24 protein-coding genes and 1 tRNA gene are annotated in these 25,774 nt (G+C 69.1%); 13 read left to right on the top strand and 12 right to left on the bottom strand.

Going from position 1 to position 25,774, the window contains the following annotated elements; translation table 11 throughout:
- Positions 1-9: 9 nt before the first annotated feature.
- On the top strand, positions 10-924 hold the full coding sequence (locus BLP95_RS10595) for an AEC family transporter (RefSeq protein WP_089679041.1): 915 nt from the start codon (positions 10-12) through the stop codon (positions 922-924).
- Between the two features lie 215 nt (positions 925-1,139).
- On the opposite strand, the gene hemN is transcribed toward BLP95_RS10595, so the two are convergent.
- Together hemN and BLP95_RS10585 are read right to left on the bottom strand one after the other, a co-directional pair.
- The gene (gene hemN, locus BLP95_RS10590) at positions 1,140-2,525 is read right to left on the bottom strand and encodes an oxygen-independent coproporphyrinogen III oxidase (protein ID WP_089679038.1); all 1,386 of its coding nucleotides are present in this window, start codon (positions 2,523-2,525) and stop codon (positions 1,140-1,142) included.
- Positions 2,526-2,638: 113 nt separating this feature from the next.
- Positions 2,639-3,781 carry an NnrS family protein gene (locus BLP95_RS10585; RefSeq protein WP_176760272.1) on the bottom strand — a complete coding sequence of 381 codons (1,143 nt, stop codon included), beginning with the start codon at positions 3,779-3,781 and terminating at the stop codon, positions 2,639-2,641.
- A gap of 87 nt (positions 3,782-3,868) precedes the next feature.
- Here BLP95_RS10585 and BLP95_RS10580 point away from each other — a divergent pair, with 87 nt between their 5' ends.
- The 11 genes from BLP95_RS10580 (at position 3,869) to BLP95_RS10530 (ending at position 14,649) form a co-directional block, all read left to right on the top strand.
- Positions 3,869-4,282 (top strand): DUF454 family protein, encoded by a 414-nt coding sequence (locus tag BLP95_RS10580; RefSeq protein WP_023004195.1) that lies wholly within the window; start codon positions 3,869-3,871, stop codon positions 4,280-4,282.
- Between the two features lie 28 nt (positions 4,283-4,310).
- Positions 4,311-4,760: an Rrf2 family transcriptional regulator gene (locus BLP95_RS10575; protein ID WP_023004197.1), complete on the top strand. Its 450-nt coding sequence runs from the start codon at positions 4,311-4,313 to the stop codon at positions 4,758-4,760.
- 262 nt (positions 4,761-5,022) lie between these two features.
- Positions 5,023-5,337, top strand: a complete 315-nt coding sequence (locus BLP95_RS10570; RefSeq protein WP_089679036.1) for a c-type cytochrome — start codon at positions 5,023-5,025, stop codon at positions 5,335-5,337.
- Between the two features lie 83 nt (positions 5,338-5,420).
- The gene (gene nosR / locus BLP95_RS10565) at positions 5,421-7,550 is read left to right on the top strand and encodes a transcriptional regulator NosR (protein WP_089679033.1); all 2,130 of its coding nucleotides are present in this window, start codon (positions 5,421-5,423) and stop codon (positions 7,548-7,550) included.
- 3 nt (positions 7,551-7,553) lie between these two features.
- Positions 7,554-9,446, top strand: a complete 1,893-nt coding sequence (nosZ, locus tag BLP95_RS10560; RefSeq protein ID WP_089679030.1) for a TAT-dependent nitrous-oxide reductase — start codon at positions 7,554-7,556, stop codon at positions 9,444-9,446.
- 55 nt (positions 9,447-9,501) lie between these two features.
- The gene (locus BLP95_RS10555; protein WP_245678737.1) at positions 9,502-10,833 is read left to right on the top strand and encodes a nitrous oxide reductase family maturation protein NosD; all 1,332 of its coding nucleotides are present in this window, start codon (positions 9,502-9,504) and stop codon (positions 10,831-10,833) included.
- Positions 10,830-11,768, top strand: coding sequence for an ABC transporter ATP-binding protein (locus BLP95_RS10550; RefSeq protein ID WP_089679026.1), 939 nt, complete (start codon positions 10,830-10,832; stop codon positions 11,766-11,768). The genes BLP95_RS10555 and BLP95_RS10550 overlap by 4 nt, the downstream gene beginning before the upstream one ends.
- Positions 11,765-12,589 (top strand): ABC transporter permease, encoded by an 825-nt coding sequence (locus BLP95_RS10545; protein ID WP_089679023.1) that lies wholly within the window; start codon positions 11,765-11,767, stop codon positions 12,587-12,589. Before BLP95_RS10550 ends, BLP95_RS10545 begins: the two co-directional genes overlap by 4 nt.
- Before the next feature lie 42 nt (positions 12,590-12,631).
- On the top strand, positions 12,632-13,207 hold the full coding sequence (locus tag BLP95_RS10540; RefSeq protein WP_089679019.1) for a nitrous oxide reductase accessory protein NosL: 576 nt from the start codon (positions 12,632-12,634) through the stop codon (positions 13,205-13,207).
- 242 nt (positions 13,208-13,449) lie between these two features.
- Complete coding sequence (locus BLP95_RS10535) at positions 13,450-13,998, top strand: hypothetical protein (RefSeq protein ID WP_089679016.1); 549 nt, start codon at positions 13,450-13,452, stop codon at positions 13,996-13,998.
- A 69-nt stretch (positions 13,999-14,067) separates the two neighbouring features.
- Positions 14,068-14,649, top strand: coding sequence for a peptidylprolyl isomerase (locus BLP95_RS10530; RefSeq protein WP_089679013.1), 582 nt, complete (start codon positions 14,068-14,070; stop codon positions 14,647-14,649).
- A 119-nt stretch (positions 14,650-14,768) separates the two neighbouring features.
- Here BLP95_RS10530 and ahpF read toward each other — a convergent pair whose 3' ends face one another.
- The 7 genes from ahpF to BLP95_RS10495 form a co-directional block, all read right to left on the bottom strand.
- Positions 14,769-16,322: an alkyl hydroperoxide reductase subunit F gene (gene ahpF, locus BLP95_RS10525; RefSeq protein ID WP_089679009.1), complete on the bottom strand. Its 1,554-nt coding sequence runs from the start codon at positions 16,320-16,322 to the stop codon at positions 14,769-14,771.
- Between the two features lie 169 nt (positions 16,323-16,491).
- Positions 16,492-17,055 carry an alkyl hydroperoxide reductase subunit C gene (gene ahpC / locus BLP95_RS10520; protein WP_089679007.1) on the bottom strand — a complete coding sequence of 188 codons (564 nt, stop codon included), beginning with the start codon at positions 17,053-17,055 and terminating at the stop codon, positions 16,492-16,494.
- Positions 17,056-17,191: 136 nt separating this feature from the next.
- Positions 17,192-17,596, bottom strand: a complete 405-nt coding sequence (locus BLP95_RS10515; RefSeq protein ID WP_089679004.1) for a ribonucleotide reductase subunit alpha — start codon at positions 17,594-17,596, stop codon at positions 17,192-17,194.
- Positions 17,597-17,764: 168 nt separating this feature from the next.
- Positions 17,765-18,805, bottom strand: a complete 1,041-nt coding sequence (locus tag BLP95_RS10510; protein WP_089679001.1) for a proline racemase family protein — start codon at positions 18,803-18,805, stop codon at positions 17,765-17,767.
- Positions 18,802-20,007, bottom strand: coding sequence for an alcohol dehydrogenase catalytic domain-containing protein (locus BLP95_RS10505; protein ID WP_089678996.1), 1,206 nt, complete (start codon positions 20,005-20,007; stop codon positions 18,802-18,804). The genes BLP95_RS10510 and BLP95_RS10505 overlap by 4 nt, the downstream gene beginning before the upstream one ends.
- Positions 20,008-20,209: 202 nt before the next feature.
- Positions 20,210-20,737: an HPP family protein gene (locus BLP95_RS10500; RefSeq protein WP_089678993.1), complete on the bottom strand. Its 528-nt coding sequence runs from the start codon at positions 20,735-20,737 to the stop codon at positions 20,210-20,212.
- 223 nt (positions 20,738-20,960) lie between these two features.
- Positions 20,961-21,037: transfer RNA gene (locus BLP95_RS10495), tRNA-Arg, on the bottom strand.
- 229 nt (positions 21,038-21,266) lie between these two features.
- On the opposite strand from BLP95_RS10495, the gene BLP95_RS17105 reads away from it, so the two are divergent.
- Positions 21,267-22,448 carry a c-type cytochrome gene (locus BLP95_RS17105; RefSeq protein WP_245678736.1) on the top strand — a complete coding sequence of 394 codons (1,182 nt, stop codon included), beginning with the start codon at positions 21,267-21,269 and terminating at the stop codon, positions 22,446-22,448.
- Between the two features lie 103 nt (positions 22,449-22,551).
- Here the strand turns inward: BLP95_RS17105 and rep are convergent, their stop codons facing one another.
- The 3 genes from rep to BLP95_RS10470 form a co-directional block, all read right to left on the bottom strand.
- On the bottom strand, positions 22,552-24,615 hold the full coding sequence (gene rep / locus BLP95_RS10480; protein ID WP_089678990.1) for a DNA helicase Rep: 2,064 nt from the start codon (positions 24,613-24,615) through the stop codon (positions 22,552-22,554).
- Entirely contained in the window at positions 24,612-25,091 is a 480-nt protein-coding gene (trmL, locus tag BLP95_RS10475) for a tRNA (uridine(34)/cytosine(34)/5-carboxymethylaminomethyluridine(34)-2'-O)-methyltransferase TrmL (RefSeq protein ID WP_089678987.1), read from the bottom strand. Before trmL ends, rep begins: the two co-directional genes overlap by 4 nt.
- A gap of 84 nt (positions 25,092-25,175) precedes the next feature.
- A complete protein-coding gene (locus BLP95_RS10470; protein ID WP_245678735.1) occupies positions 25,176-25,721 on the bottom strand; it encodes a YfaZ family outer membrane protein in 546 nt (181 codons plus the stop codon).
- Positions 25,722-25,774 lie beyond the last annotated feature (53 nt).

Here is a 25,774-nt window from a genome sequence, read left to right as displayed (position 1 = left end):
AGACACGACATGGCGGAGATCGCGGGTGCCCTGGGGCCCCTGTTCCTGCTGATCCTGCTGGGGGCGGGCCTGGGCCGGCTGCGCCAGCCGGACGGCGAGTTCTGGGCCCAGCTGGAGAGGCTGATCTACTTCCTGCTGTTCCCCGCCATGCTGGTGGCGACCCTGGCCACCGCCGACGTCGGCCAGGTGCCGGTGATCCGGGTGGCGGTCGCCCTGCTGGGGGCCATGGGGCTGTTCGCCATCCTGCTGTGGCGGGCGCGTCGCTGGCTGGGACTCGAGGCCGCCGCCTTTACCTCGGCCTTCCAGGGCTCGCTGCGCTTCAACACCTACGTGGGGGTGGCCGGCGCCGCGGCGCTGCACGGGCCCCCGGGGGCGACGGTGGCGGCGGTGGCCGTGGCGCTGATGGTGCCGGTGGTCAACGTGCTGTGCGTGGGCAGCTTCGTGGCCGCCGGCACCCTGGGCCGCGGCAGCCTCGGCAAGAGCCTCGCCGCCTTGGCTCGCAACCCGCTGATCCTGGCCTGCCTGGCGGGTATCGGCCTCAACCTCGGCGGCATCGGCCTGCCCGGCTGGAGCGAGGCCACGGTGGAGCTGCTGGGGCGCGCCGCCCTGCCGCTGGGGCTGGTGGCGGTGGGGGTGGCGCTGCGCCCCGCCGCCCTGGTGCGCCTCGACCGCGGCATCTGGGCCACCCACCTGGTCAAGCTGGGACTGATGCCGGCGGTGGTGCTGGGACTGGCCCTGGCGCTGGGCCTCGACCCGGTCAGCCGCGACGTGGTGCTGCTGTTCGCCGCCCTGCCCACCGCCACCTCGGCCTACATCCTGGCGCGCCAGCTGGGGGGCGATGCCGAGATGATGGCGGCGCTGATCACCGGCCAGACCCTGCTGGCGATGGTCAGCCTGCCGCTGTGGCTGGGGCTGGTCGGCTAGCGGCGGTACCCGGGGCGCGGCAGAGGGTAATAAAAAATATTCGCATTTGTGTTGACGAAACAAACGAGAACGATTAACCTTTAATCGTCGGCGTTGATGAGGCGCCGTCACCCGGCAGGGCCCGCCAGTCTCCTGCCGTGGTTTCTCCCTCCTCATTGCTAGTCACGGTCTTGCGCCACCCTCCTCGAGGGTGGCCTTTTTTCGTCTGTGCGTGGCTATACGGTGCGCGAGTAGCGCCCCTTGCTGTGGGCCAGGTAGGCATCGAAGGCCATGGCGGCGTTGCGCATCATCAGGCGCCCGGCGGGCAGCAGCTCGATCTCGTGCTCGCGGATCGCCACCAAGCCGTCGTCGGCCATCTCCTGGAGCGCCTCCAGGGCATCGGCGAAATAGTCGCGGAAGACGATGCCGTGCTCGGCCTCGATGGCGGCGAAGTCGATGCGGTTATGGCACATCAGGGCGTTGATCACATCGCGGCGCAGGCGGTCGTCCTCGCTCAGGCGATAGCCGCGGAACACCGCCAGGCGCCCCTCGCCCAGGCGATGCTGGTACTGGGCGGTCTCCTTGACGTTCTGGCTGTAGGTGTCCCCCACCTTGCCGATGGAGGTGATCCCCAGGCCGATCATGTCGCAGTCGGCGTGGGTGGAGTAGCCCTGGAAGTTGCGCTGCAGGGTGCCGTTCTCCCGCGCCAGGGTCAGCTCATCCTCGGGCAGGGCGAAGTGGTCCATGCCGATGTAGACGTAGCCAGCCGCGGTGAGGCGGCGGATGGTCAGTTCGAGCAGCTCCAGCTTGCGCTCGGGGGGCGGCATGTCCTCGGGGCGGATCAGGCGCTGGGCCTTGAACAGCTCCGGCAGGTGGGCATAGCTGTAGGTGGCGATGCGATCCGGGCGCAGGGCGATGATCTTCTCCAGGGTGGCATCGAAGCTGGCCACCGTCTGCAGCGGCAGGCCGTAGATCAGGTCGACGCTCACCGACTCGAAGCCCGCCTTCCGGGCGGCCTGCACCAGGGCGACGACATCCTCCTCGCTCTGCACGCGGTTGACCGCCTTCTGCACGTCGAGGTCGAAGTCCTGCACCCCGAAGCTCAGGCGATTGAAGCCCAGGTCGTGCAGCTCGTGGATCTGTTCGGGGGTCACGGTGCGCGGGTCCACCTCCAGGGAGAACTCGCGCTCCGCGGGCGGCGCGAAGTGGAAGGCGGCGTCGAGACTCGCCATCAGCTCGCCCAGCTGGGCGTTGCTCAGGTAGGTGGGGGTGCCGCCGCCCAGGTGGAGCTGGGTCATGCGCCGGCCCTCGTCGAACAGCGCCCCCTGCACCGCGATCTCCTCCTTGAGCCAGGCCAGGTACTCGGCGGCACGCTCGGTGTTGTGGGTGATGATCTTGTTGCAGGCGCAGTAGTAGCAGAGGCTCTTGCAGAAGGGGATATGCACGTAGACGGAGAGCGGCTTGGGCGTCTCGGCCCGGTTGCTGCGCTCGGCGGCGGCGCGATAGTCATCCTCGGCGAAGGCCGTGTGGAACTGCGGGGCGGTGGGGTAGGAGGTATAGCGCGGCCCCGGACGGTCGTACTTCTCCACCAGGGGACGGTCGAAGAGCAGATGGTCTTGCATGGTGAAACGGCCTCTTGGAAAACCCTGGCACCGCCGCGGCGATGCCGAATGCTGCGCAGTATGCCAGCCCGTGGCCGGCGCGTCGGTACCCTCGAGGGGGTAGTTGACCGAGGTCAATCGGCCCGCCTCGCCGGCAGGCGCCGGGACCAGGCCAGCAGCCGCCAGGCGGCGAGCCCCCAGGCCAGGCTCCAGGCCAGGGCCGAGCCCCACAGAAGGATCAGCCAGGCCTCGCCCGCCGCCAAGGCCACCAGGCGCAGCCCGGCGGCCAGGGAGAAGAGCAGCGCCAGGGGCATCAGCAGCGGCTCGCCCTCGGGCCGCCCCCTGGCACGCAGGATCGCCTGGCGCAGCATGATGCCGCTGGCCAGGGTGCCCAGCGCGCCGACGGTGAAGGCGTGGAGCACGCCGCCGAGGGGCTGGCCCCGCCACAGCGCCTGGGCCGCCAGCAGCAGGCCGAGGCCCAGCCAGGCGTAGCCCAGCAGCAGGCCGACCAGGTCCGGGCGTCCGATCAGCGTCCAGGGCCGCCAGGCCAGCAGGCGCCAGGCCACCAGCAGGCCGGCGAGCAGCGCCAGGGGGGCGGCCAGGGGCGCGGTGGCGGGCCAGGGCGCCAGCAGCGGGGTCACCCCCAGCAGGACGATCAGCGCCGCCTCGAGCCGCGGTTGCACCCCGGCGCCGGCCTGGCCCCGGCTGGCCATCAGGTGGCCGTTGATCGCCGGCGCCAGCACCCGGCCGCCCATGAAGGCCATCAACAGCACCAGCCACAGCACGGCGTGGCGCAGCAGCGCCGGCGACAGGGTCCCGTTCGCCATCAGCCGGCCCGCCAGGCTGGCCACCGCCAGCAGACAGAGCAGGCCCAGCAGGGGCGAGAGCAGCCGGTTGCGCCACTTCCTGGCGGCCCGGAAACGCGGCACCAGCCGCCAGGCCAGCAACGCGGCGAACAGGGCATCGGCCAGCAGCACCGGCAGGGCCGTGGGCCAAAGCAGCCCGCCGGCCCGGGCGGCGAGCCACAGCGCCGGCAGCCCCAGCCGCCAGACGCCGGACAGCGGCCCCAGCAGGTAGCCGGCGATCACCGCCAGGGCGAAGCCGAACAGCAGTTCGCGACCGTGTGCCGCAGGGGAGGAAAGGAGCCCCAGGGGCAGGCCGTGATAGAATGCGGCCAGCGACAGCGGCACCGTGATCGCGGCATGCAGCGCCGCCAGGGGGAAGAACAGCCGCCAGGCGGGCGTGGCGGGACGACCTCTGTCGGCCTTCGTTGACACAGCGCAACTCTCCCGGCGTGTCGTGGTGCTAAGATGTATATGTTTTACCACTTATAGTCTACGCCTTCGCCGCCGGGAGGTCACGCCATGTCAGGAGCCGTCATCCGCCTCGCCTGGTGCGTCCTCACCTGGGGTTGCATCGGACTGGGCACCGCGGGACTCGCCCTGCCGCTGCTGCCGACCACGCCCTTCCTGCTGCTGGCCGCCTGGTCCGCCCCCAAGGGCTCGCCAAGGCTGGCCGCCTGGCTGCACGACCACCCGCGCTTCGGCCCCAGCCTGGCGGCCTGGCACGCCCACCGCGCGGTGCCGCGCCGGGCCAAGGCCCTCGCCCCGCTCCTGCTGGCCGCCAGCTGGATACTGCTGTGGACGAGCGACATGCCGCCCATCGGCCTGGCGCTGGCGGCGCTGCTGTTCCTGGCGGTGGCCGGCTATGTGCTGACCCGGCCTAGCGCGCCCGCCAGCCCCGAGGCCCCGCCACCGCGCGCCTGGGCCCGGCGCTGATTCGACCTTCGACCATGAGACGCCCCACATGCACCTGACCCGCTTCACCGACTACTCGCTGCGCGTGCTGCTCTTCCTGGCGGTCAAGGGCGAGGAGCGCTCCACCATCACCGAGATCGCCGAGCGCTTCGATATCTCCCGCAACCACCTGATGAAGGTGGTGCAGGACCTCAGCCACCACGGCTACATCACCTCCATCCGCGGCAAGAACGGGGGGCTGCTGCTCAGGCGCGAGCCGGAAAGCATCGTGCTCGGCGAGCTGGTGCGCCGCACCGAACGCGACCTCTCCCTGGTGGAGTGCTTCGGCGACGACAACGAGTGCGTGATCACGCCGGCCTGCCGGCTCAAGCACATCCTGATGGAGGCCCTGGAGGCCTTCCTGGCGGTGCTCGACGACTACACCCTCGAGGACCTGCTGGGCCCGCGCCGCCAGCCGCTGATTCGCCTGCTGCAGCTGGACGAGCCTCCCGCCGCCTGAAACCCGCCTCCCGCGCACCCCATGCCGGGTCGCCCCCCTTCCCCTCCGGGCCACCGCCACGACGCGGCGGCCCTACCGATGCCTCCCCTATGCTTTATTAGGCATTTCTTTTGCCTTTTCTCGTCACGGGTCTAGGCTGTAGATGACGCACGTCAAGCCGGGCAGACATCGTGGCTGGCAAGATGGCAACAGCTGCCCGGTGAGGTCGATTGTCGCAACCGGGCTTTTCTAGGCAGAAGAAGATGCATTCTGGAGGTTACTTATGAAGCTGATCCTCGCAGCCGCCATGCTGGGCGGCGCCGTGCTGGCCATGGACGCCCAGGCCGCCGGAGACCCCGCCGCCGGCGAGGGTAAGGTTGCCGCCTGCGCCGCCTGCCACGGTACCGACGGCATTGCCACTGCCCCCATCTATCCGAATCTCGCCGGACAGAACGCCGAGTACCTGGTGAGTTCCCTCAAGGCCTACCGGGCCGGTGAGCGCGGCGGGGGCATGTCCGCGATGATGACCCCCCAGGCCCAGGCGCTCTCGGACGAGGACATCGCCGACATCGCCGCCTACTACGCCAGCCTGGAGTGATGGCCAGGGCCGGCCCGAGGCCGGCCCTCTCCTGATGGGTGGCGGCAGACGCCGCCAGGGCGCTTACCCGCAAGGACCTCCCCATGCCCGTGACACCTTCTCGGCCAGCCGCCTTCGCCGGCTTGCTGCTGGCCCTGCTTTGCCTGCTGATCAGCCTGCCGCTGCACGCCCTGGAGCTCGACCCGCTGCGCGAGGGCTTTCCCCAGGCGGAGCGCCTCGAGCCCGCCGACTCCCAGTGGCCGGTCAGCCGCGTGATGGCCGGCGACGAGACGCTCGGTTACGCCTTCGAGAGCGTCGAGATGGCGCCGATCCCCGCCTACTCCGGCAAGCCGGTCAACCTGCTGGTGGGGATCGACCTGGAGGGCAGGATCGTCCAGGCCGACGTGATCGGCCACGAGGAGCCCATCATGCTGGTGGGCATCCCCGAGGAGAAGCTCGAGGGCTTCGCCGATGACCACGTCGGTGCCCACGTCAACGACCGCATGAAGGTGGGCGGCAACCTCGACGCCATCTCCGGGGCCACCGTCACCGTGATCGTGGTCAGCGACACCGTGATGCGTGCCGCCCGCCTGGTGGCCGCCGAGCAGGGGCTGATCGCCGACCCCTCCGCCACGCCGGCGGCGACGGTGCGCGAGGACGTCTATGAACCGGCGGACTGGTCGACGCTCACCGGTGACGGCACCATCCGCCGCCTGCACCTGACCCACGGCGAGGTGGACGAGACCTTCGTGGGCACCCCGGCCGAGGACTACCTGCACACGCCGCAGCCGGCGGAGCGCACCTTCATCGAGCTCTTCTACACCTTCCTGAACCCGCCCACCGCCGGGCGCAACCTGCTCGGCGACACCGGCTACACGCAGCTGATGGAACGGCTCGACGAGGGCGAGCACGCCATCGCGGTGATGGGCCGCGGCGACTACTCCTTCAAGGGTTCCGGCTACGTGCGCGGGGGCATCTTCGATCGCATCGAGCTCTCCCAGAACGGCAACACGGTGAGCTTCCACGACCGCGACCACCTTCGCCTGGGCAACCTGGGCATCGAGGGGGCCCCGGCCTTCGACGAGCGCGACATCTTCATCATCCGTGACGCGGCCGCCTTCGACCCCGGCCAACCGTGGCAGCTGGAGCTGCTGGTGCGCCGCGCCTCCGGCCCCCTGGACACCGAGTTCAGCCGCTTCAGCGCCGACTACCGCGTGCCCGAGGCCTACATCGAGCGCCCCGAACCGCCCAAGGAGGTGCCGATCTGGGTCGAGGTGTGGAAGGACAAGGCCTTCCAGATCGTCGTGCTCGGCCTGGGCCTTGCCGTGCTCACCGGCATCATGCTGTTCCAGGACGTGCTGGTGAAGCACCCGCGCATCCTGCGACCGCTGCGCCTGGGCTTTCTGGTCTACACCCTGGTGTTCATCGGCTGGTACTCCCTGGCCCAGCTCTCGGTGGTCAACATCCTGACCTTCACCAACGCCCTGATCACCGACTTCAGCTGGGGCTCCTTCCTGATCGATCCGATGATGTTCATCCTCTGGTCCTTCGTGGCGGTGAGCCTGCTGCTGTGGGGCCGCGGGGTGTTCTGCGGCTGGCTGTGCCCCTTCGGCGCCCTCCAGGACCTGGTCAACAAGGCCGCCCGCAGGCTCGGCGTCAGGCAGTTCGAGCCGCCCTTCGGCCTCCATGAGCGGCTCTGGGCGCTGAAGTACATCATCCTGCTGGGGCTGTTCGCGGTCTCGCTGCACTCGCTGGGCACCGCCGAGCGCTACGCCGAGGTGGAGCCCTTCAAGACCGCCATCACCCTGCGCTTCCAGCGCGAGTGGGGCTTTCTGCTCTACGCCCTGGTGCTGGTGGCGATCTCCTCGGTCAACCACAAGTTCTACTGCCGCTACGTCTGCCCGCTGGGCGCCGGCCTGGCGATCCCCGCCCGCCTGCGCCTGTTCGACTGGCTGAAGCGGCACCGCGGCGACTGCGGCACCCCGTGCCAGATCTGCGCCAACGAATGCGAGGTGGCCGCCATCCATCCGGATGGTCGCATCAATGCCAACGAGTGCCACTACTGTCTCGACTGCCAGATCACCTACCACGACGACAAGCGCTGCCCGCCGATGATCAAGCGCCGCAAGCGCTTCGAGAAGGCAACGCGGCTCTCCCGTGGCCAGGGAGGCGTCGGGACCCACGATCCCGCCAGCGCACGGCTGCAGCGGATTCCGACCTACCAGGAGGAGTGAACCATGAGTGACAAGAAGAAAGAGATCGAGAATCTCGGACGCCGCCACTTCCTGCGCAACAGCGCGGTGACCGGCGTGGCCGGGGCGGGACTGGCCGGCGGCTTCGGCGCCGGCACCCTGCTCGGCGGCAGCGAGAAGGCCCGTGCCGCCGAGGGCAGCATCGAGGTCGCCCCGGGCGAGCTCGACGAGTACTACGGCTTCTGGAGCGGCGGCCACTCCGGCGAGGTCCGGGTGCTGGGCGTTCCCTCCATGCGCGAGTTGATGCGCATCCCGGTGTTCAACATCGACAGCGCCACCGGCTGGGGGATCACCAACGAGTCCAGGCGCATCCTTGGCGACTCGGCGCGCTTCCTCAACGGCGACTGCCACCACCCGCACATCTCCATGACCGATGGCAGCTACGACGGCAAGTACCTGTTCATCAACGACAAGGCCAACACCCGGGTGGCCCGCATCCGTCTCGACATCATGAAGACGGACAGGATCACCACCATCCCCAACGTCCAGGCGATCCACGGCCTGCGCCTGCAGAAGGTGCCGCACACCCAGTACGTCTTTGCCAACGCCGAGTTCCCCATCCCCCATCACGACGACGGCGTGGTCAACGACGGCCGCGGCATGGAGAACCCGGAGGGCTACTACACCATGTTCAACGGCATCGACGCCGAGAGCATGGAGGTGGCCTGGCAGGTGATCGTCGACGGCAACCTCGACAACACCGACGCCGACTACACCGGTCGCTTCGTGGCCTCGACCTGCTACAACTCCGAGAAGGGCATGACCCTGGCCGACACCATGCGTGCCGAGCGCGACTGGGTGGTGGTGTTCGATGTCGAGGCGATCGAGGCCGCCGTGGAAGCCGGCGAGTTCAAGACCCTGGGCGACAGCGAGGTGCCGGTGGTCGACGGTCGCCAGGGCTCGAAGGTGACCCGCTACATCCCCGTGCCCAAGAACCCCCACGGCCTCAACACCTCGCCGGACGGCAAGTACTTCATCGCCAACGGCAAGCTCTCGCCCACCTGCTCGATCATCACCATCGACAAGCTCCCGGCGCTGTTCGATGACGCCATCGAGCCGCGCGACACCGTGGTCGGCGAGCCGGAGCTGGGCCTGGGGCCGCTGCACACCACCTTCGACGGTCGCGGCAACGCCTACACCACGCTGTTCATCGACAGCCAGGTGGCCAAGTGGAACATCGAGGACGCCATCCGCGCCTACAACGGCGAGGAGGTCAACTACCTGCGCCAGAAGCTGGATGTGCACTACCAGCCGGGGCACAACCACGCCAGCCTCACCGAGACCAAGGATGCCGACGGCAAGTGGCTGGTGGTGCTCTCCAAGTTCGCCAAGGACCGCTTCCTGCCGGTGGGCCCGCTGCACCCCGAGAACGACCAGCTGATCGACATCTCCGGCGAGGAGATGAAGCTGGTCCACGACGGTCCCACCTACGCCGAGCCCCACGACTGCATCCTGGCACGCGCCGACCAGATCAACCCGAAGAAGGTCTGGACCCGCGACGATCCCTTCTTCGCCGAGACCGTGGCCATGGCCGAGCAGGATGGTGTCACCCTGGAGACCGACAACAAGGTCGTGCGCGACGGCAACAAGGTGCGCGTCTACATGACCTCGGTGGCGCCGCAGTTCGGCCTGACCGAGTTCACGGTCAAGCAGGGCGACGAGGTCACCGTGGTGGTCACCAACCTCGACCAGGTCGAGGACGTCAGCCACGGCTTCACCATGACCAACCATGGCGTCGCCATGGAGATCAGCCCCCAGCAGACCGCCAGCGTCACCTTCACCGCCGACAGGCCCGGGGTGCACTGGTACTACTGCCAGTGGTTCTGTCATGCCATGCACATGGAGATGACCGGCCGCATGCTGGTCGAGAAGGCCTGATAGCGCCCATCGGGGCCGGGCAGCCGCCCGGCCCCGTCCTGTCACGGAGAGACGCATGATGCGACGACTGCGAGACGTCGTCCCCCGACTGTTTCCCGCCGCCTGGCTGCTCCTGTGGCTGCCGGGCGGCCTGCTGGCCGCCGACCTGACGGCCAGCCCCGGCGAGCCGCTGCAGCCGCTGGTCGAGCGGGCCAAGCGCGGCGACCGCCTGATATTGCCCCAGGGCCGCTACCCCGGCCCGCTGGTCATCGACCGCCCCCTCACCCTCTCGGGCGAGCCCGGCGCGGTGATCGACGGCGGCGGCGAGGGCCACGCCGTGGTGCTCGACGCCCCGGAGATCGTGATCGAGGGTGTGACCATCGAGAACTGGGGCGCCAACCTCACCGAGATGGATGCCGGCCTCTTCGTCGAGGAGAGCGCCACCGGCAGCGTGATCCGCGACTCGCGGCTCGAGGGCCCGGGCTTCGGCATCTGGCTCGACGCCGTTAGCGACGTCCAGGTCCGCGACAACGTGATCCGCGGCGACGAGTCGCTGCGCTCCCAGGATAGCGGCAACGGCGTGCACCTGTTCAACTCCCGCAACGTCACCGTGGCGGGCAACGATATCCGCCACACCCGCGACGGCATCTACATCGACACCACCAGCCAGAGCCTGCTGCGCGGCAACCATATGCAGGACCTGCGCTACGGCGTGCACTACATGTACGCCTACGACAACCGCGTGGAGGGCAACACCACCCGGGACACCCGCACCGGCTATGCGCTGATGCAGTCCAAGCGCCTCGAGGTGATCGGCAACCGCTCGGAGGATGACCGCAACTACGGCATCCTGATGAACAACATCACCGGCTCGACGCTGCGTGGCAACCACGTCAGCGGCGCCCACCAGCGCCGCGACGCCCAGGGCAAGGGGCTGGTCAGCGGTGCGGATGGCAAGGCGCTGTTCGTCTACAACGCCCAGTACAACCGCTTCGAGGCCAACCGCTTCGCCGACAGCGACATCGGCATCCACCTCACCGCCGGCTCCGAGGACAACGAGCTGGTCGGCAACGCCTTCGTCGACAACCGCCAGCAGGTGATGTACGTGGCCACCCGGGCCCAGGAGTGGTCCGAGGCGGGGCGCGGCAACTACTGGAGCGACTACCTGGGCTGGGACCTCGACGGCGACGGCGTGGGCGACACCCCCTACGAGCCCAACGACGCCATGGACCGCCTGCTGTGGCGCTACCCGGTGGCACGGCTGCTGATGCACAGCCCGGCGGTGCTGGCGCTGCGCTGGGTGCAGCGCCAGTTCCCGGTGTTCCGTCCCCAGGGCATCAAGGACAGCCATCCGCTGATGCTCGAACCCGACCTCAATCCACAAGACCTCGGAGACGCCGACGCATGACCGCGGTGATCGACTTCCAGGGCGTCACCCGCCGCGACGGCGGCCTGGTGCGCCTCGACGCCCTCGACCTCCAGGTGAACGAGGGCGAGGTGCTGGCCCTGCTGGGCCACAACGGTGCCGGCAAGACCACCACCATGCACCTGATCCTCGGGCTGCTCTCGCCCAGCGAAGGGCGCGTGTCCGTGCTCGGCGGCGCCCCCGACGGCGCCCACGCCGAGACGCTCCGTCGCCGCCTGGGCTACCTGCCCGAGAACGTCAGCTTCTACGAGCAGCTGAGCGGCCGGGAGGTGCTCGACTACTTCGCCCGCCTCAAGCGGGTCGACCGCAGCCAGGTGGACGCGCTGCTGGAGCGGGTCGGCCTCGGCCATGCCGCCCGGCGCCGGGTGAAGACCTACTCCAAGGGCATGCGCCAGCGCCTGGGGCTGGCCCAGGCGCTGCTCGGCGACCCGCGCCTGCTGCTCCTCGACGAGCCCACCACCGGCCTCGACCCGGCCGCCACCCGCGACTTCTACGAGACGGTGCGCGACCTGCGCGATCGCGGCTGCACGGTGCTGCTCTCCTCCCACGTGTTGCCCGGCGTGGAGCCCTACATCGACCGTGCGCTGATCCTCGGCGGCGGCAAGCGTCTGGCGCTGGGCAGCCTTTCGGAGCTTCGCGAGGCGGCCGCCCTGCCGATCACCATGCGCGCCCGGGGCCACGGCGGCGACCTCGCCACGCGCCTCGCCGGCTGGGAGGACCCGCGCATCGCGGCCCGGCCCGTCGACGGCCACGAGGTCACCCTGACGGTGCCCCCGGACGCCAAGCTCGCGGTGCTGCGCCGGCTCACCGACACCGCCGGCGTCGACGACATCGAGCTGCTGCCCCCCACCCTGGAGCACCTCTACACCCACTTCTCCGCCGACCTCTCGCCCGCGACACGAGGAGACGCCGAATGACCGCCATCCTGACCATCGCCGGCAAGGAGTTCCGCGACGGCCTGCGCAACCGCTGGGTGCTGGCCATCGCCCTGGTGCTGGCCTTCCTCGCCGTGGGCATCGCCTGGTTCGGCGCCGCCGCCAGCGGCGGCCTGGGCTTCACCTCGCTGGCCACCACCGTGGTCAGCCTGGCCACCCTGGCGGTTTTCCTGATCCCGCTGATCGCCCTGCTGCTGGCCTACGATGCGGTGGTGGGCGAGCAGGAGGCGGGCACCCTGCTGCTGCTGCTCACCTACCCCATCAGCCGCACCCAGCTGCTGCTCGGCAAGTTCCTCGGCCACGGCCTGATCCTGGGCGCGGCCACGGCGCTGGGCTTCGGTATCGCCGGGGCGGTGATCGCGCTGGGGGCCGAGGGCGTGGCGCTGGCCGAGCTGGCCGCCGGCATGGGGCTGCTGATCGGCAGCAGCATCCTGCTGGGCTGGGTGTTCATCGCCTTCGCCTACCTGATCAGCGTGTGGGTCACCGAGAAGGCCCGCGCCGCCGGCCTGGCGCTGGTGGTGTGGTTCCTGTTCGTGCTGGTCTTCGACCTGGGGCTGCTGGCGCTGCTGGTGAGCGTCGAGCGCGGCGGCGACTGGCTACCCTGGCTGCTGCTGCTCAACCCCACCGAGTGCTTCCGCCTGATCAACCTGGCCGGCTTTGAGGCCGCCCGCAGCTACACCGGCCTTACCTCCATCGCCGAGGGCAGCGCCTTCCACCCCGCCATGGTCACCGCCCTCCTGGTCGCCTGGATCCTGGTGCCCCTCGGCCTGGCGCTGCTGCGCTTCCGGCGCCGCGCCGCCTGACCCGACGCCGATTCCGACCACCCCTCGTGTAGAGAGACCCCGATGAACCGACTCCTCCTGCCGCTGCTGCTGATCTCCGCCCTGCTGCTCGCCGCCTGTGGCGACTCCGAACCCGAGGCGCTGGCCGCCGCCCAACCCATCGAGGAAGGCGACAGCTGCCACGTCTGCGGCATGCTGATCGACGAGCACCCCGGCCCCAAGGGCCAGGCCTTCATGGCGGCGCAGGGCGAGGCGCTGAAGTTCTGCTCCACCATGGACCTGTTCGCCTTCCTCAAGCAGCCCGAGAACGAGACCCAGGTCTCCCACGCCTATGTCCACGACGTCGCCGCCGCGCCCTGGGCCACCCCCGACGACGAGGCCTTCGTGCCGGCCAGCGAGGCAACCTACGTGGTGGGCCACGACCAGCGCGGCGCCATGGGCCACACCCTGGCCTCCTTCGCCGACGAGGCCGACGCCGTGGCGTTCCGCGAGGCGCATGGCGGCGAGCTGGTGAGCTTCGCCGAGATCGACCTCGACCTGCTGGGGCGCCTGGGCCGCGGCGAGCTGGGCGGCGAGTTCGGTGGGGGCATGCCCATGGAGATGGGCGACGACATGGAAGGTATGCAGCATTCCCAGTAGCACGGCTATCGCAGTCAGACATGCGACGGTCGCGAAAGGCGCCGGGGACAGGTCGAAGAGGGGGTCCTATGCCAGGGATGGCATCGGTAGCGCCCACGGAAGGGTTCACAGCGCCCCCTCGAAGCCCTGTCGCCGGAGAAGCCTTGAGCGCTCTTTCTTCCTTCTGTTTCCAGTAGCCACCCGGCTGCGCGTCGGGGGGCGGCGTGCTAGCCTCGGGCGCATCGTCCCCCGAGGAGCCCAGGATGCCGTCTCGCCTTCCCCGTCTCGCCGCCGCCCTGGTCGGCCTGGCCCTGGCCGGGTCGGCCGGCGCGGTGCAGTTCAACGTCGCCGACGTCGAGCGCCACGGCGCCTGGCAGTCGATGGCCCTGAGCCTCGGCGAGCAGCGCCTCTACCGCGCCCTGGAGGGCGACACCTACGCCGACGCCCACTTCGGCGTCACCTTCACCCCCGGCGCCTGCGAGGCCCCCTGGCTGGAGATGCGGGTCGACCTCGGTGAGCGCCAGGCCGAGAGCCGCCCGGTCAACCGCGTGCCCGCCGACCTGCGGGTCGACGAGGCGACGATCCACTCCGGCCAGGCCGAGTTCCGCATCGAGCGTGGCGACAGCGGCTTCTATGTGCAGTTCGAGCTGCCGCAGCAGCGCCTGCTTCTCGACGAGATGCGCCAGGGAAAGCTGCTGCGGCTGCGCCTGATGCGCGCCCCCGACGACCCCTGGTTCATGGTCTTCGCCCTCGATGGCGCCGATGAGGCGATGGCCCGCGCCCATACGGCCTGCCGGGACGACGAGCGCTGACAGCCCGCGCCCGGCGCCGTATGCTGGGCCCACCTTCCCATCACGATTCCCTTGACGACAGGAGCCCCCATGCGTCGCCTCGCCCTTGCCCTACTCACCGTGGTTCCGCTAGCCGGCCCTGCACTGGCCCAATCCAACGACACCGAGGTGGTGTTGCACACCAGCGAGGGCGCCATCGGCCTCGAGCTCTTCGAGGATCAAGCGCCGACGAGCGTCGAGAACTTCCTCGCCTACGCCGAGTCCGGCCACTACGACGGCACCCTCTTCCATCGGGTGATCGACGGCTTCATGATCCAGGGCGGCGGCTTTGATGCCGACTTCGCCCAGAAGCCGACCCGCGCCCCCATCGAGAACGAGGCCGACAACGGCCTGAGCAACCGCCGCGGCACCCTGGCCATGGCGCGCACCGGCGACCCCCACTCGGCCACCGCCCAGTTCTTTATCAACGTCGCCGACAACGGCTTCCTCGACCATGTCAGCACCCAGTCGGGCCAGACCTGGGGCTACGCGGTGTTCGGCCGCGTCGTCGAGGGCATGGAGGTGGTGGACGCCATCAAGCGGGTGCCCACCGGCAACCGTGGCCGCTTCGGCGACGTTCCCGAGACCCCGGTGGTGATCGAGCGGGTCGAGGTGCTGGACGCCGCCCCCTGAATAGGCTCTTCAGGCCCTAGCGTCGAGCCGGCCAAAACGACAAGCGCCCCCGCCGGTTCTCCCGGCGGGGGCGCTTATCGGTCGGGGCGCCGAGGCGCCCCGGGATCACCCGAGCATGATCAGCTGCGGATCAGGTGGTCGAAGGCGCCCAGGGCGGCCTTCGAGCCCTCGCCCATGGCGATGACGATCTGCTTGTAGGGCACGGTGGTGACGTCGCCGGCGGCGAAGATGCCGGGCACGCTGGTCATGCCGCGCGCATCGACCACGATCTCGCCGCGCTCGGAGAGCTCGATGGGCGACTCCTTGAGCCACTCGGTATTGGGCACCAGGCCGATCTGTACGAAGACGCCCTGCAGATCGATCTTCTTGACCTCGCCGCTGGCCCGCTCCTCATAGGTGAGGCCGGTGACGCGCTTGCCGTCGCCGTTCACCTCGGTGGTGCGGGCGCCGAGGACGATGTCGACGTTGGGCAGGCTGCGCAGCTTCTTCTGCAGCACGGCGTCGGCGCGCATCTCGTCCATGAACTCGATCAGGGTCACATGGCCGACGATGCCGGCCAGGTCGATGGCCGCCTCGACGCCGGAGTTGCCGCCGCCGATCACCGCCACGTGCTTGCCCTTGAACAGCGGGCCGTCGCAGTGGGGGCAGTAGGCCACGCCCTTGTTGCGGTACTCGGCCTCGCCGGGCACGCCCATCTCGCGCCAGCGGGCGCCGGTGGCCAGCACCAGGGTCTTCGCCCTGAGGCTGGCACCGGACTCGAACTGCACCTCGTGCACCTCGCCGGGGCGACCGGGCAGCAGCTTGACCGCCCGCTGCAGGTTCATGATGTCGACCTCGTACTCCTTGACGTGCTCCTCCAGCGCCGCGGCCAGCTTGGGGCCCTCGGTGTGGGGCACGGAGATGAGGTTCTCGATGGCCATGGTGTCGAGCACCTGGCCGCCGAAGCGCTCGGCGGCCACGCCCGTGAGGATGCCCTTGCGCGCGGCATAGACCGCCGCCGCGGCACCGGCCGGGCCACCGCCGATCATCAGGGTGTCGAAGGTCGGCTTCTCGCCGAGTTTGGCGGCCTCGCGCTCGGCGGCGCCGGTATCCACCTTGGCCAGGATCTGCTCCAGGCTCATGCGGCCCTGGTCGAAGGGCTCGCCGTTGAGGTAGATGCTGGGCACCGACATCACCTGGCGCTCCTCCACCTCGTCCTTGAACAGCGCGCCATCGATGGCGACGTGGTGGACGCCCGGGTTGAGGATCGCCATCAGGTTGAGCGCCTGGACCACGTCCGGGCAGTTCTGGCAGGAGAGCGAAAAGTAGGTCTCGAAGCGGAGCTCGCCCTCGAGGCCCTTGATCTGCTCGATCACCTCATCGGAGGCCTTGGGCGGATGGCCACCCACCTGCAGCAGCGCCAGCACCAGGGAGGTGAACTCGTGGCCCATGGGCAGGCCGGCGAAGACCACGCCGGTCTCCTCGCCGGGACGATTGATGGCGAACGACGGGCGGCGTGCGTCCTGGCCGTCGAGCTTGAGGGTGATCTGGTCGGTCAGGCCGACGATATCGGTCAGCAGGCCGTGGAGTTCCTTCGACTTGGCGCCGTCATCGAGGGACGCAACGATCTCGAAGGGCTGAGTAACCTTGGCCAGGTAGGCCTTGAGCTGAGTTTTCAGATTGTCGTCCAACATGACAGCGTGTTCCTTCATGTTCGGGAGTCGGGATCACGAGACGGCCGCGCCCTGCCGGTCGGGCAGCGCGGGGAGCATCTCATGAGTCGGAATAGGGGCCCCGGGCGGGGGAAGGTGCCCGGGGCAGGGGCGGCGAGGCCCGGGGCGGGACCTCGCGGCAGGGACCGGCTTAGATCTTGCCGACCAGGTCCAGGGACGGAGACAGGGTCTCTTCGCCTTCTTCCCACTTGGCCGGGCAGACCTCGTTGGGATTGGCGCGCACGTACTGGGCGGCCTTGACCTTGCGCAGCAGCTCCTCGGCGTTACGGCCGATGTTGCCGGCGTTCAGCTCGACGATCTGGATCTTGCCATCGGGGTCGACCACGAAGGTGCCACGCTCGGCGATGCCATCTTCCTCGATCAGCACCTCGAAGTTACGCGAGATGGTGTGGGTCGGGTCGGCCAGCATCGGGTAGGTCAGCTTGCCGATGGTCTCGGAGCTGTCGTGCCACGCCTTGTGGGTGAAGTGGGTGTCGGTGGAGACGCTGAAGATCTCGACGCCCAGCTTCTTGAACTCCTCGTAGTTGTCCTGCAGGTCGCCCAGCTCGGTGGGGCAGACGAAGGTGAAGTCGGCCGGGTAGAAGAAGAAGATGCTCCACTGGCCCTTGAGCTGCTCCTCGTTGACCTCGACGAACTCGCCGTTGTGGTAAGCGGTGGCCTTGAACGGCTTGACTTCGGTGTTCAGCAGGGACATTCGCTGATGCTCCTTTCGACTTTGGTATGAGGGTGTCTCGAATACGGGACGCATGGTAGCCCGCATCGACTGATAGCGACAATTAAATGGTGCCATCACCCTGATAATTCAACCCTATGGTGATGACGCCGCCATGTCAGCCGATGCGCACCGCCTCGCCCTGGCGGTCGAGCGCCAGGAACGGCTCGACGTTGCCCATCTTGAGCGACTCCACCATGCGCTCGAGCTGGGCCTCGGCCTGGTCGGCAGCCGGCGCCTCGCCGCCGCGCCCGGAGAGGGCGCCGACGAAGACGATGTCCCACTCCACGCCGGTGTTGTGGGACTCCGCCACCAGGGCGGCCATGTCGCTAAGCTCCTCGGGGGCCTTGTCGACGCACAGCACCGGGGTGAGTACGCCGCCCTCGCCCTGCTCGAAGCGGGCACGCTGCTCGGCGGAGGGGTTGTCCGGCAGCTCGGCGCGGGTGAAGACGAACAGCAGGCGCTGGGCATCGGGCTGCAGGCGCGCCTCGCTGAGCAGGTCGGAGAAGTTGGTGATGGCCACGGCAAGCCTCCTGGGTCAGTCGAAAGGGGGGCGGTCGGAAGGATGAACGAGCGCCAGCCTGCCCCCTTTGGCGGCGACGCTCAAGGGGCAGGCGGGCGAATCGAGCGGGTCAAGATGGCGAGGGCAAGGATTGCTCGAGGCTGCTCCGGCGGCGGGCCTTCCCTCCCGTCAGCCATGGCGGGCGCTCAGGATATGGTGCAGGCCACCGCACGCCACCAGGGGGTCGTCGCAGTTGACCACCACCTCGGTATGGCCCAGCACGTAGGCCTTGCCGGTGATGGTGTTCTCCACCACCGTGTGGGCCCCCTCCTCCCGGGTGCCGGTGAAGGTGCCGATGAAGCCGGTCTCGCGCAGGGAGATGGTCTCCAGCCTGTCGCCGGGCGCGATGGTGCCCTCGTGGCGCATCAGCGCCAGGCGCGCCGAGGTGCCGGTGCCGGTGGTGCTGCGGCAGATCACTCCGGGGTGCACATAGGTGGCGGAACGCGAGCGGTAGAAGTCGTCGGCGACCTGCTCCACCGGCCCCATGAAATGCAGGAAGGGCAGCGGCCCCACATCGCCCAGGGTGTAGTGGGAGAAGCCGCGCTCGGCCTGGATCGCCTCGACGATCCTGTGGGCGCACTCGGCGAGCTCGCGCTCCTCGTCGCGGTTGAGGTGGAAGCCGAGCTCGGTGGCGTCCACCAGGGCATAGAAGCCGCCGCTGTAGGCCACGCTGTAGGTGACCTCGCCCAGCCCAGGCACGTGGATCGTCGCGCGGTAGGTGTCGATGTAGCTGGGCAGCCCCTCGCAGGTGATCGCCTCCACCACGCCGTTCTCCACCCGCGCCTCGATGTTGACCCGCCCCGCCGGGGCCTCGAGTGTGAAGCGCTGCACGCCCTCCTGCTTGGGCACGATGCCGGCCTCGAGCACCGCGGTGGCGGTGCAGATGGTGTTGGAGCCGGAGTAGATGGGGTAGCCCATCACCTCCATGATGATGTAGCCGGCCGCCGCCTCGGGGTCGGTGGCGGGCACCACCAGGTCCACCGACATCTCCGGCACGCCGTAGGGCTCGAACAGCAACAGCTTGCGCAGGCCGTCGGCATCGTCGCGCAGGTAGTGCATCTGGTCGCGCACCGTGGCACCGGGCAGGGCGTCGATGCCGCCGAGCACGATGCGGCTGACGTCGCCGCCGGCGTGGGTGTCCATCATCCTGAAGGTCAGCGGGCGGCTCATGGGCGCGGCTCCTGGCTGGCGGAGGGCTGGCTGGCAGAGGAAGCGGCCAGGGCGAAGGGCGCGCCGTGCGCATCCCACTGGCTGTCGGGCACGATCACGATCTTGCCCAGGAAGTTGCTGCCGCGGCTGACGAAGTAGCGCTCGGCGGCGTGCAGCTCGGAGAGCCTGAAGGCGGCATGCAGCACCGGCTTCAGGTCGCCGGAGCGGATCCAGGCGATCAGCTGCTCGGCCTCCTCCCGGGTGCCGTGGGAGACGCCGAAGATCTGCACCTGGTAGAGGTAGATACGCGTCCACAGGATCTCCGAGATGTTGCCGCCGCTGGCGCCGGCGATGGAGAGCCGCGGGTAGCTGGTACGCGCCTTCATGTCCTGGATCATGGTGTCGATGAAGCAGTCGGTCATCTCGCCGCCGACCAGGTCCATCACCGCGTCGATGGGCGCGCCGCCGGTGGCCGCGAGCACCCGCTCGGCGAAGCCGTCGAGGTCGCCGCGGTCGATCACCGCCTCGGCGCCCAGCGCCTCGAGCGCCGCGGCCTTCTCCGGCTGGCTCACCGCGTAGGGAATGGCGCCGACGATGCGACACAGCTGGACCAGCGCGGTCCCCACACCGCCGCTGGCGCCGCTGACCAGCACCCGCTCACCGGCACTCACTCCCGCCGAGGTCATCATGTGGTAGGCGGTCTGGTAGGAGCACATGCCCAGGGCGGCGAGCTCGGCATCGCTGAGCTCGGGATTGGGCACGTGATGGAACTGGTCGGAAGGCACGACGACGTACTCGGCGAAGCCGCCGTCGGCGCCGTGGCCGTAGTAGTCCGGGGTCAGGTTGATGTCGCGGCGCGCGTCCGGGTAGAGGTTGAAGTCGAGCAGGCCGCGCTCGCCGAGGCGAGCCGGGTCGACGCCCTCGCCCACCGCCGCCACCCGCCCGGCGATGTCGGCGCCCTGGATGCGCGGGAAGGTCAGGGTCGGCTCGCCGCCCATGGCAAACGAGGTCACCTCGCCCTTCTTCACCGGGTAGAGCCCCTCGCGGGCCTTGCGGTCGGTGTTGTTCTTGGCGGTGGCGGTGACCCGCACCAGCACCTCGCCGGGCCCCGGTTGGGGGGTCGGCACGTCGTCACGATAGACCAGCTTGTCGACGTCGCCATGGCCGGTCAGCAGCATGGCCGACATGGTGGCGGGAACGGTCGCGTCTGGGGGATTCGCCATCTGCTGCCTCCTGTGTGGGGCCGCCGGCATCCCGGCGGCGTGGATGGTGCACGAGACGATAGCAGAAGCCCCCCGGCGCCACCGAGCCCCTGCGAGGCCGAATAGAGGGGAAATCCTTTCCGTTTTGGCGGGAAGAAAGTTGCGGTTTTTCCTGCTCCGCTTTCCTGCCCCGTTTTCCCGAGTCTCCTACCAGCCCGAGCCCCTACCAGTGCAGCGGATAGCGACGATGGCGAGCCAGGTTGTTCACCAGCACGGCGACCACCAGCATGATGGCGCAGCCGATGCCGATGGGCATCAGCGGGTACCACCAGCCCAGCCCGGTGATCTCCGGGCCGCCGATCACCGCCACCAGGGCGGCCGCCGCACCGGGCGGGTGCACGCTGTGGGTCAGTTGCATCAGCAGGATGGAGAGCGAGACCGCCAGGGTCACGGCGAGCGGCGTGGCGCCCAGCAGCTGGAAACAGGCGACGCCCGCCACCGCCGAGAGCAGGCTGCCCAGCAGCACGTTGCGTGGCTGGGCGAAGGGGCTCTCCGGGGCCGCATAGAGCAGCACCGAGGTGGCACCGAAGGAGGCCACGATCAGCAGATGCTGGGAGAGCCAGTGGGCGCTGAGCCAGCAGATCGCCCCCATGCCGACCACCGCCCCCAGCCAGGACCAGAGGGCATCAACGAGGTCGGGGGTCTCGCGTTGCAGGCGCTCGCCGCGCATCTTTCCCAGATAGGTCTTCATCGTCCCTGAATCGTCGCCAATGGACGGCAGAGTCTGCCAAATCACATAACGATATCAAAGACAATATTTTTTATAACAACATGAATGGTTTTTGACCGACATCATGCTGCCATGACGCAGCAACATGTTGCACAGTATTGATTGACTCACATCAAGCCATTATTCCAACGTCGCGCATGCGAAAGAGCCCGGGGAGATGCGTCTCCCCGGGCCCTCGAATTCGTGGCGCGCCCGGCAGGATTCGAACCTGCGACCTTTGGCTTCGGAGGCCAACACTCTATCCAACTGAGCTACGGGCGCACGGCCCGGCGTGGCGCCGAGCGGTCGACATCCTAACCGCCACGCCGGTCGCTGTCCAGCGCGCCTCCCCACCATCGGCGGGGTCCCGCCATTTTCCAGCCGCCGGGGATGCCGGTATACTGTGGCCCCATGAGTGCAAGACGGCATCTCTCTCGGCTGCATCGCCGATGCTGTTCCCGCCGGGCGCTGCCGCGAACAATTCCTTAAGGACCGTGAAGAGGTGGTGAGAGTGAAATCCAGCAAGCTGATCATGGGGTGTCTGGCCACCCTGGGCCTGACCGTCGGCGCCGGCACCGCCATGGCGCAGGACGATGCCGAGCGCGAGGCGATCGCCGAGCGCCTGGCACCGGTGGGGGAGCTCTGCGTCCAGGGCGAGGATTGCGGCACCATGGCCGCCGCCAGCGGCGGTGGCAGCAGCGCCTCCAGCGGAGGCGGTGGCGATATCGATGGTGAAGGCATCTACAACAACGTCTGCATGGCCTGCCACGAGACCGGCGCCGCCGGTGCCCCGGTACGTGGCAACGACGAGCAGTGGAGCGCACGCACCGAAAAAGGTTTCGCCACCCTGCTGGATCACGCCATCAACGGCTTCAACGCCATGCCCGCCAAGGGCGGCAACCCCAACCTCTCCGACGCCGAGGTCGAGGCAGCGGTCGCCTACCTGGTCGAGCCGGTGATGGAGGTGCCCGCGCAAGGCGGTGGCGACGCGGCCGCCGCCGAGGGCGAGGCCTCCAGCGGGGACAGCGGCGGTGAGGCGTCGGCCGATGCCGCGGTCGCCGGCATCGACGGCGAAGCGATCTACAACCAGGTCTGCATGGCCTGCCACGAGACCGGTGCCGCCGGCGCCCCGGTGCGCGGCAACGCCGAGCAGTGGAGCGCGCGCGCCGAGCAGGGCATCGAGACCCTCTACGACCACTCCATCAATGGCTTCAACGCCATGCCCGCCAAGGGCGGCAACCCCAACCTCTCCGATGACGAGGTGAAGGCGGCCACCAACTATCTGGTCGAGCCGGTGATGGATGTCACTGCCCAGGGCGGTGGCGAAGCGGCGCCGGCCGAGGACGCCTCGTCCGCAGAAACAGCCGCCTCCGAGCAGGCCTCTGCTGCCGAAGACACCGCTGCGGATAGCGCCGATGAAAGCCAGGCGGCAGCGGAACCCGCCCATGCCGGCATCGATGGTGCGGCGATCTACAACCAGATCTGCATGGCCTGTCACGAGACCGGCGCCGCCGGCGCCCCGGTGCGCGGCAACGCCGAGCAGTGGAGCGCGCGCCTGGAGCAGGGCGTCGAGACCCTCTACGACCACTCCATCAACGGCTTCAACGCCATGCCGGCCAAGGGCGGCAACCCCAACCTCTCCGACGACGAGGTGAAGGCCGCCACCGACTACCTGATCGAGCCGGTGCAGTAAGCCGGCCGACAGGACGACACGCGGGGCGCCTTAGGGCGCCCCGCTTGCGTTCGGGGATGGCAGCTTCGATCCAGCAGAGAGCCCTCAGCCGAGTAGGGAGCCCTCAGCCCAAAAGGGAGCGCAACCCGGCGATGGCGTCCTGGCCGCGGGCCTGCTTCTTCTCCGGGTCCTCGCGGTCGGTGCGCCCCTCCCACTCCAGGTCCGCCTCGGGGAGCTCATCGAGGAAGCGGCTCGGCGCGCAGTCCATCAGCTCGCCATAGGCCTTGCGCTGGCGGGCCAGGGTCAGGGTCAGGGTGCGCCGCGCCCGGGTGATGCCTACATAGGCCAGGCGCCGTTCCTCCTCCACGGTGCCCGCCTCGATGGCGTTGCGGTGGGGCAGCAGCTCCTCCTCCAGGCCCATCAGGTAGACGTGGGGAAACTCCAGGCCCTTGGAGGCGTGCATGGTGAGCAGCTGGACGCGGTCGGAGTCATCCTCCTCGGCCTGCTGCTCGAGGATGTCGCGCAGTACCAGCCGCGAGATCGCCGACTCCACGTCATCGGTCTCGGTCTCCTCGGTCACCGAACTCTCCTCGGGGTCGGCCTGCATGGAGCGTTCGAGCTGGTCGATCAGGGTCCAGACGTTGGCCATGCGCCGCTCGGCGATGGTGGGCGCGCTGGCGTTCTGGTAGAGCCACGCCTCGTAGTCCATCTCGCGCAGCATGTCGCGGATGGCGGCGATGGCATCGCCGCCATCCATGCGCCGGCGCACCCCGTCGATGAAGTGGGTGAAGCGCCCCAGGCGCTCCACCGCTCGGGTCGGCAGCTGCTCGGCCAGGCCCAGCTCATGGCAAGCGGCGAACAGCGCGATGCCCCGCTCGGTAGCGTAATTGGCGAGCTTCTCCAGGGTACCGGGGCCGACCTCCCGGCGCGGCACGTTGACGATGCGCAGGAAGGCGTTGTCGTCGGCCGGGTTGATCAACAGCCGCAGGTAGGCCATGGCGTCCTTGATCTCGTTGCGCGAGAAGAAGGAGGTGCCGCCGGAGAGCTTGTAGGGGATCTGGTAGTGCTGCAGCTTGAGCTCCAGCAGCCGGGCCTGGAAGTTGCCGCGGTAGAGCACCGCGAAGTCGCGCCATTCCGCACGCTCCTTGATGCGGCGGGTGAGGATCTCGCTGGCCACGCGCTCCGCCTCGGCCTCCTCGTGGCGGTTGACCACCACGCGGATCGGCGCGCCCTCGCCCATCTCCGACCACAGGGTCTTCTCGTAGACGTGGGGGTTATGGCCGATCAGGGTGTTGGCGGCGCGCAGGATGGTGCCGGTGGAGCGGTAGTTCTGCTCCAGCTTGATGACGTTGAGACGCGGGAAGTCCTCGCCCAGGGTCACCAGGTTCTCGGGCCGCGCGCCGCGCCAGGCGTAGATCGACTGGTCGTCGTCGCCCACCACGGTGAAGGTCTTGCGCTCCCCCATCAGCAGCTTGACCAGCTGGTACTGGCTGACGTTGGTGTCCTGGTACTCGTCCACCAGCATGTAGTGGATGCGCTTGCGCCAGCGCGCCAGGGCCTCGGGGTCGTCGCGCAGCAGCACCACCGGCAGCAGGATCAGGTCGTCGAAGTCCACCGCATTGTAGGCCTTGAGGTGGCGGTTGTAGGCCTCATAGACCCGGGCGGCGAACAGCTCGTCCTCGTCGGCGGCGTGGGAGAGCGCCTGGCCGGGCAGCACCAGATCGTTCTTCCAGTCGGAGATGCGGTGCTGCACGGCGTTGATCTGGTCGGCGTCGACCTGGGCATCCTTGTGCATCAGGTCGCGCAGCAGGGCCTTGGCGTCCTCGGGGTCGAACAGCGAGAAGCCGGGGCGGTAGCCCAGCGCCTTGAGCTCGCGGCGAATGATGTTGAGCCCCAGGGTGTGGAAGGTGGAGACGGTGAGCCCGTGCCCCTCCCGGCCCTTGAGCATGCTGCCCACGCGCTCCTTCATCTCCCGGGCGGCCTTGTTGGTGAAGGTCACCGCGGCGATGCGCCGGGCACTCATGCCGCACACCTGCACCAGGTAGGCGATCTTGGTGGTGATCACGCTGGTCTTGCCGGAACCGGCGCCGGCCAGCACCAGGCAGGGGCCGTCGATGTGGGCGACCGCCTCGCGCTGGCGAGGGTTGAGGCCGGCGAGGCGCTGCTGGATCGTGGGGGGCGCGTTCATCGGGTATCGACTCCGGCGGCACCGGCGAAGCCCAGCTGTCGCCAGGCTTCGAAGACCAGCACCGCGCAGGCGTTGGAGAGGTTGAGGCTGCGGCTCTCCTCGCGCATGGGGATGCGCAGCCGCTGCGTCTCGGGCAGGGCGTCGAGCAGCGCCTGGGGCAGGCCGCGGGTCTCGGGGCCGAACACCAAGGCGTCGCCGGCCCGGTAGCGAGGCTCATGATAGCCGGTCCGGCCGCGGGTCGAAACGGCGAAGAGGCGCTCCGGGCCCGCCGCCGCCAGGTATGCCTCCCAGCCGGGATGCACCCGCACCGCCGCCCACTCGTGGTAGTCGAGCCCCGCCCGGCGCAACCGTTTGTCATCCAGCACGAAGCCCAGCGGCTCGATCAGGTGCAGGCGAAAGCCGGTGTTGGCGCACAGGCGGATCAGGTTGCCGGTGTTGGGGGGGATCTCGGGCTGGTAGAGGACGACGTCGAGCATGGCGGCTCCGGTGAGGCCCCGTGGAACGCAGGCGGGCCCCGCCAGGGGGCCCGCCATCGATGCCGGGGGTCGGGAGACAGGGAGTCAGAAGCGCAGGCGAACCCCGACCTGGGCGCCGCGATCCAGGGTGCGGCTGCCCGGCTCATCCTTGAAGTCGGCGTCCAGCTGGCGCACGCCCAGGTAGCCGTCGACGTTGGGGGTGAAGGCGTAGCGGGCACGCAGGCCGACCTCGTAGCCCTCCTCCAGCTCGCGGCTGGTCACGGCATCCGGCGTATAGTAGCCATAACCGCCCAGCGAGACCTCGGGAAGGCTGGGCAGGTAGACGTAGCCGTAGCCGCCCAGGCCGAGGCCGCCGCCCTCGCCGACGTCGGTATCGTAGTGGGTCCAGCGAGCGCCCACGCCGATCTCGCGGCGCGAGGTGTGCTGGCTGCCCATCAGCTGGGCGTGGAAGACGGTGGCGTCCTCACGGTAATCGCTGTCCACCACCCCGCCGCCCAGGCGGATACCCTCCACCAGCTCGCCCGCCGCCTCGAACTGGACCGCATCGGCGCCCAGGTTGAGGTCCAGCTCGCTGGCCTGCACGCCGCTCGCGCCGACCAGCAGCGCCAGGCCGATGAGGCCTCTCGTCATCGCTCGCATCCCGTCTCTCCCTCTCTCCTGTCGACGCCGAAGGCTGTACGAAA

The sequence above is a fragment of the Halomonas shengliensis genome (assembly GCF_900104135.1).
Classification (GTDB): domain Bacteria; phylum Pseudomonadota; class Gammaproteobacteria; order Pseudomonadales; family Halomonadaceae; genus Halomonas; species Halomonas shengliensis.
Note: the sequence above shows the minus strand (reverse complement) of the source record. Positions and strands in the feature narration are given on the sequence as shown.

Coding starts and splice junctions, on each gene's coding strand:
- BLP95_RS10505 (WP_089678996.1), bottom strand. CDS start 20,007: ATGGCGAATCCCCCAGACGCGACCGTTCCCGCCACCATGTCGGCCATG.
- rep (WP_089678990.1), bottom strand. CDS start 24,615: ATGAACGCGCCCCCCACGATCCAGCAGCGCCTCGCCGGCCTCAACCCT.
- trmL (WP_089678987.1), bottom strand. CDS start 25,091: ATGCTCGACGTCGTCCTCTACCAGCCCGAGATCCCCCCCAACACCGGC.
- BLP95_RS10510 (WP_089679001.1), bottom strand. CDS start 18,805: ATGAGCCGCCCGCTGACCTTCAGGATGATGGACACCCACGCCGGCGGC.
- BLP95_RS10545 (WP_089679023.1), top strand. CDS start 11,765: ATGACCGCCATCCTGACCATCGCCGGCAAGGAGTTCCGCGACGGCCTG.
- ahpF (WP_089679009.1), bottom strand. CDS start 16,322: ATGTTGGACGACAATCTGAAAACTCAGCTCAAGGCCTACCTGGCCAAG.
- BLP95_RS10570 (WP_089679036.1), top strand. CDS start 5,023: ATGAAGCTGATCCTCGCAGCCGCCATGCTGGGCGGCGCCGTGCTGGCC.
- ahpC (WP_089679007.1), bottom strand. CDS start 17,055: ATGTCCCTGCTGAACACCGAAGTCAAGCCGTTCAAGGCCACCGCTTAC.
- nosZ (WP_089679030.1), top strand. CDS start 7,554: ATGAGTGACAAGAAGAAAGAGATCGAGAATCTCGGACGCCGCCACTTC.
- BLP95_RS10575 (WP_023004197.1), top strand. CDS start 4,311: ATGCACCTGACCCGCTTCACCGACTACTCGCTGCGCGTGCTGCTCTTC.
- hemN (WP_089679038.1), bottom strand. CDS start 2,525: ATGCAAGACCATCTGCTCTTCGACCGTCCCCTGGTGGAGAAGTACGAC.
- BLP95_RS10555 (WP_245678737.1), top strand. CDS start 9,502: ATGATGCGACGACTGCGAGACGTCGTCCCCCGACTGTTTCCCGCCGCC.
- BLP95_RS10580 (WP_023004195.1), top strand. CDS start 3,869: ATGTCAGGAGCCGTCATCCGCCTCGCCTGGTGCGTCCTCACCTGGGGT.
- BLP95_RS10530 (WP_089679013.1), top strand. CDS start 14,068: ATGCGTCGCCTCGCCCTTGCCCTACTCACCGTGGTTCCGCTAGCCGGC.
- BLP95_RS10540 (WP_089679019.1), top strand. CDS start 12,632: ATGAACCGACTCCTCCTGCCGCTGCTGCTGATCTCCGCCCTGCTGCTC.
- BLP95_RS10550 (WP_089679026.1), top strand. CDS start 10,830: ATGACCGCGGTGATCGACTTCCAGGGCGTCACCCGCCGCGACGGCGGC.
- nosR (WP_089679033.1), top strand. CDS start 5,421: ATGCCCGTGACACCTTCTCGGCCAGCCGCCTTCGCCGGCTTGCTGCTG.
- BLP95_RS10500 (WP_089678993.1), bottom strand. CDS start 20,737: ATGAAGACCTATCTGGGAAAGATGCGCGGCGAGCGCCTGCAACGCGAG.
- BLP95_RS10595 (WP_089679041.1), top strand. CDS start 10: ATGGCGGAGATCGCGGGTGCCCTGGGGCCCCTGTTCCTGCTGATCCTG.
- BLP95_RS10470 (WP_245678735.1), bottom strand. CDS start 25,721: ATGACGAGAGGCCTCATCGGCCTGGCGCTGCTGGTCGGCGCGAGCGGC.
- BLP95_RS10535 (WP_089679016.1), top strand. CDS start 13,450: ATGCCGTCTCGCCTTCCCCGTCTCGCCGCCGCCCTGGTCGGCCTGGCC.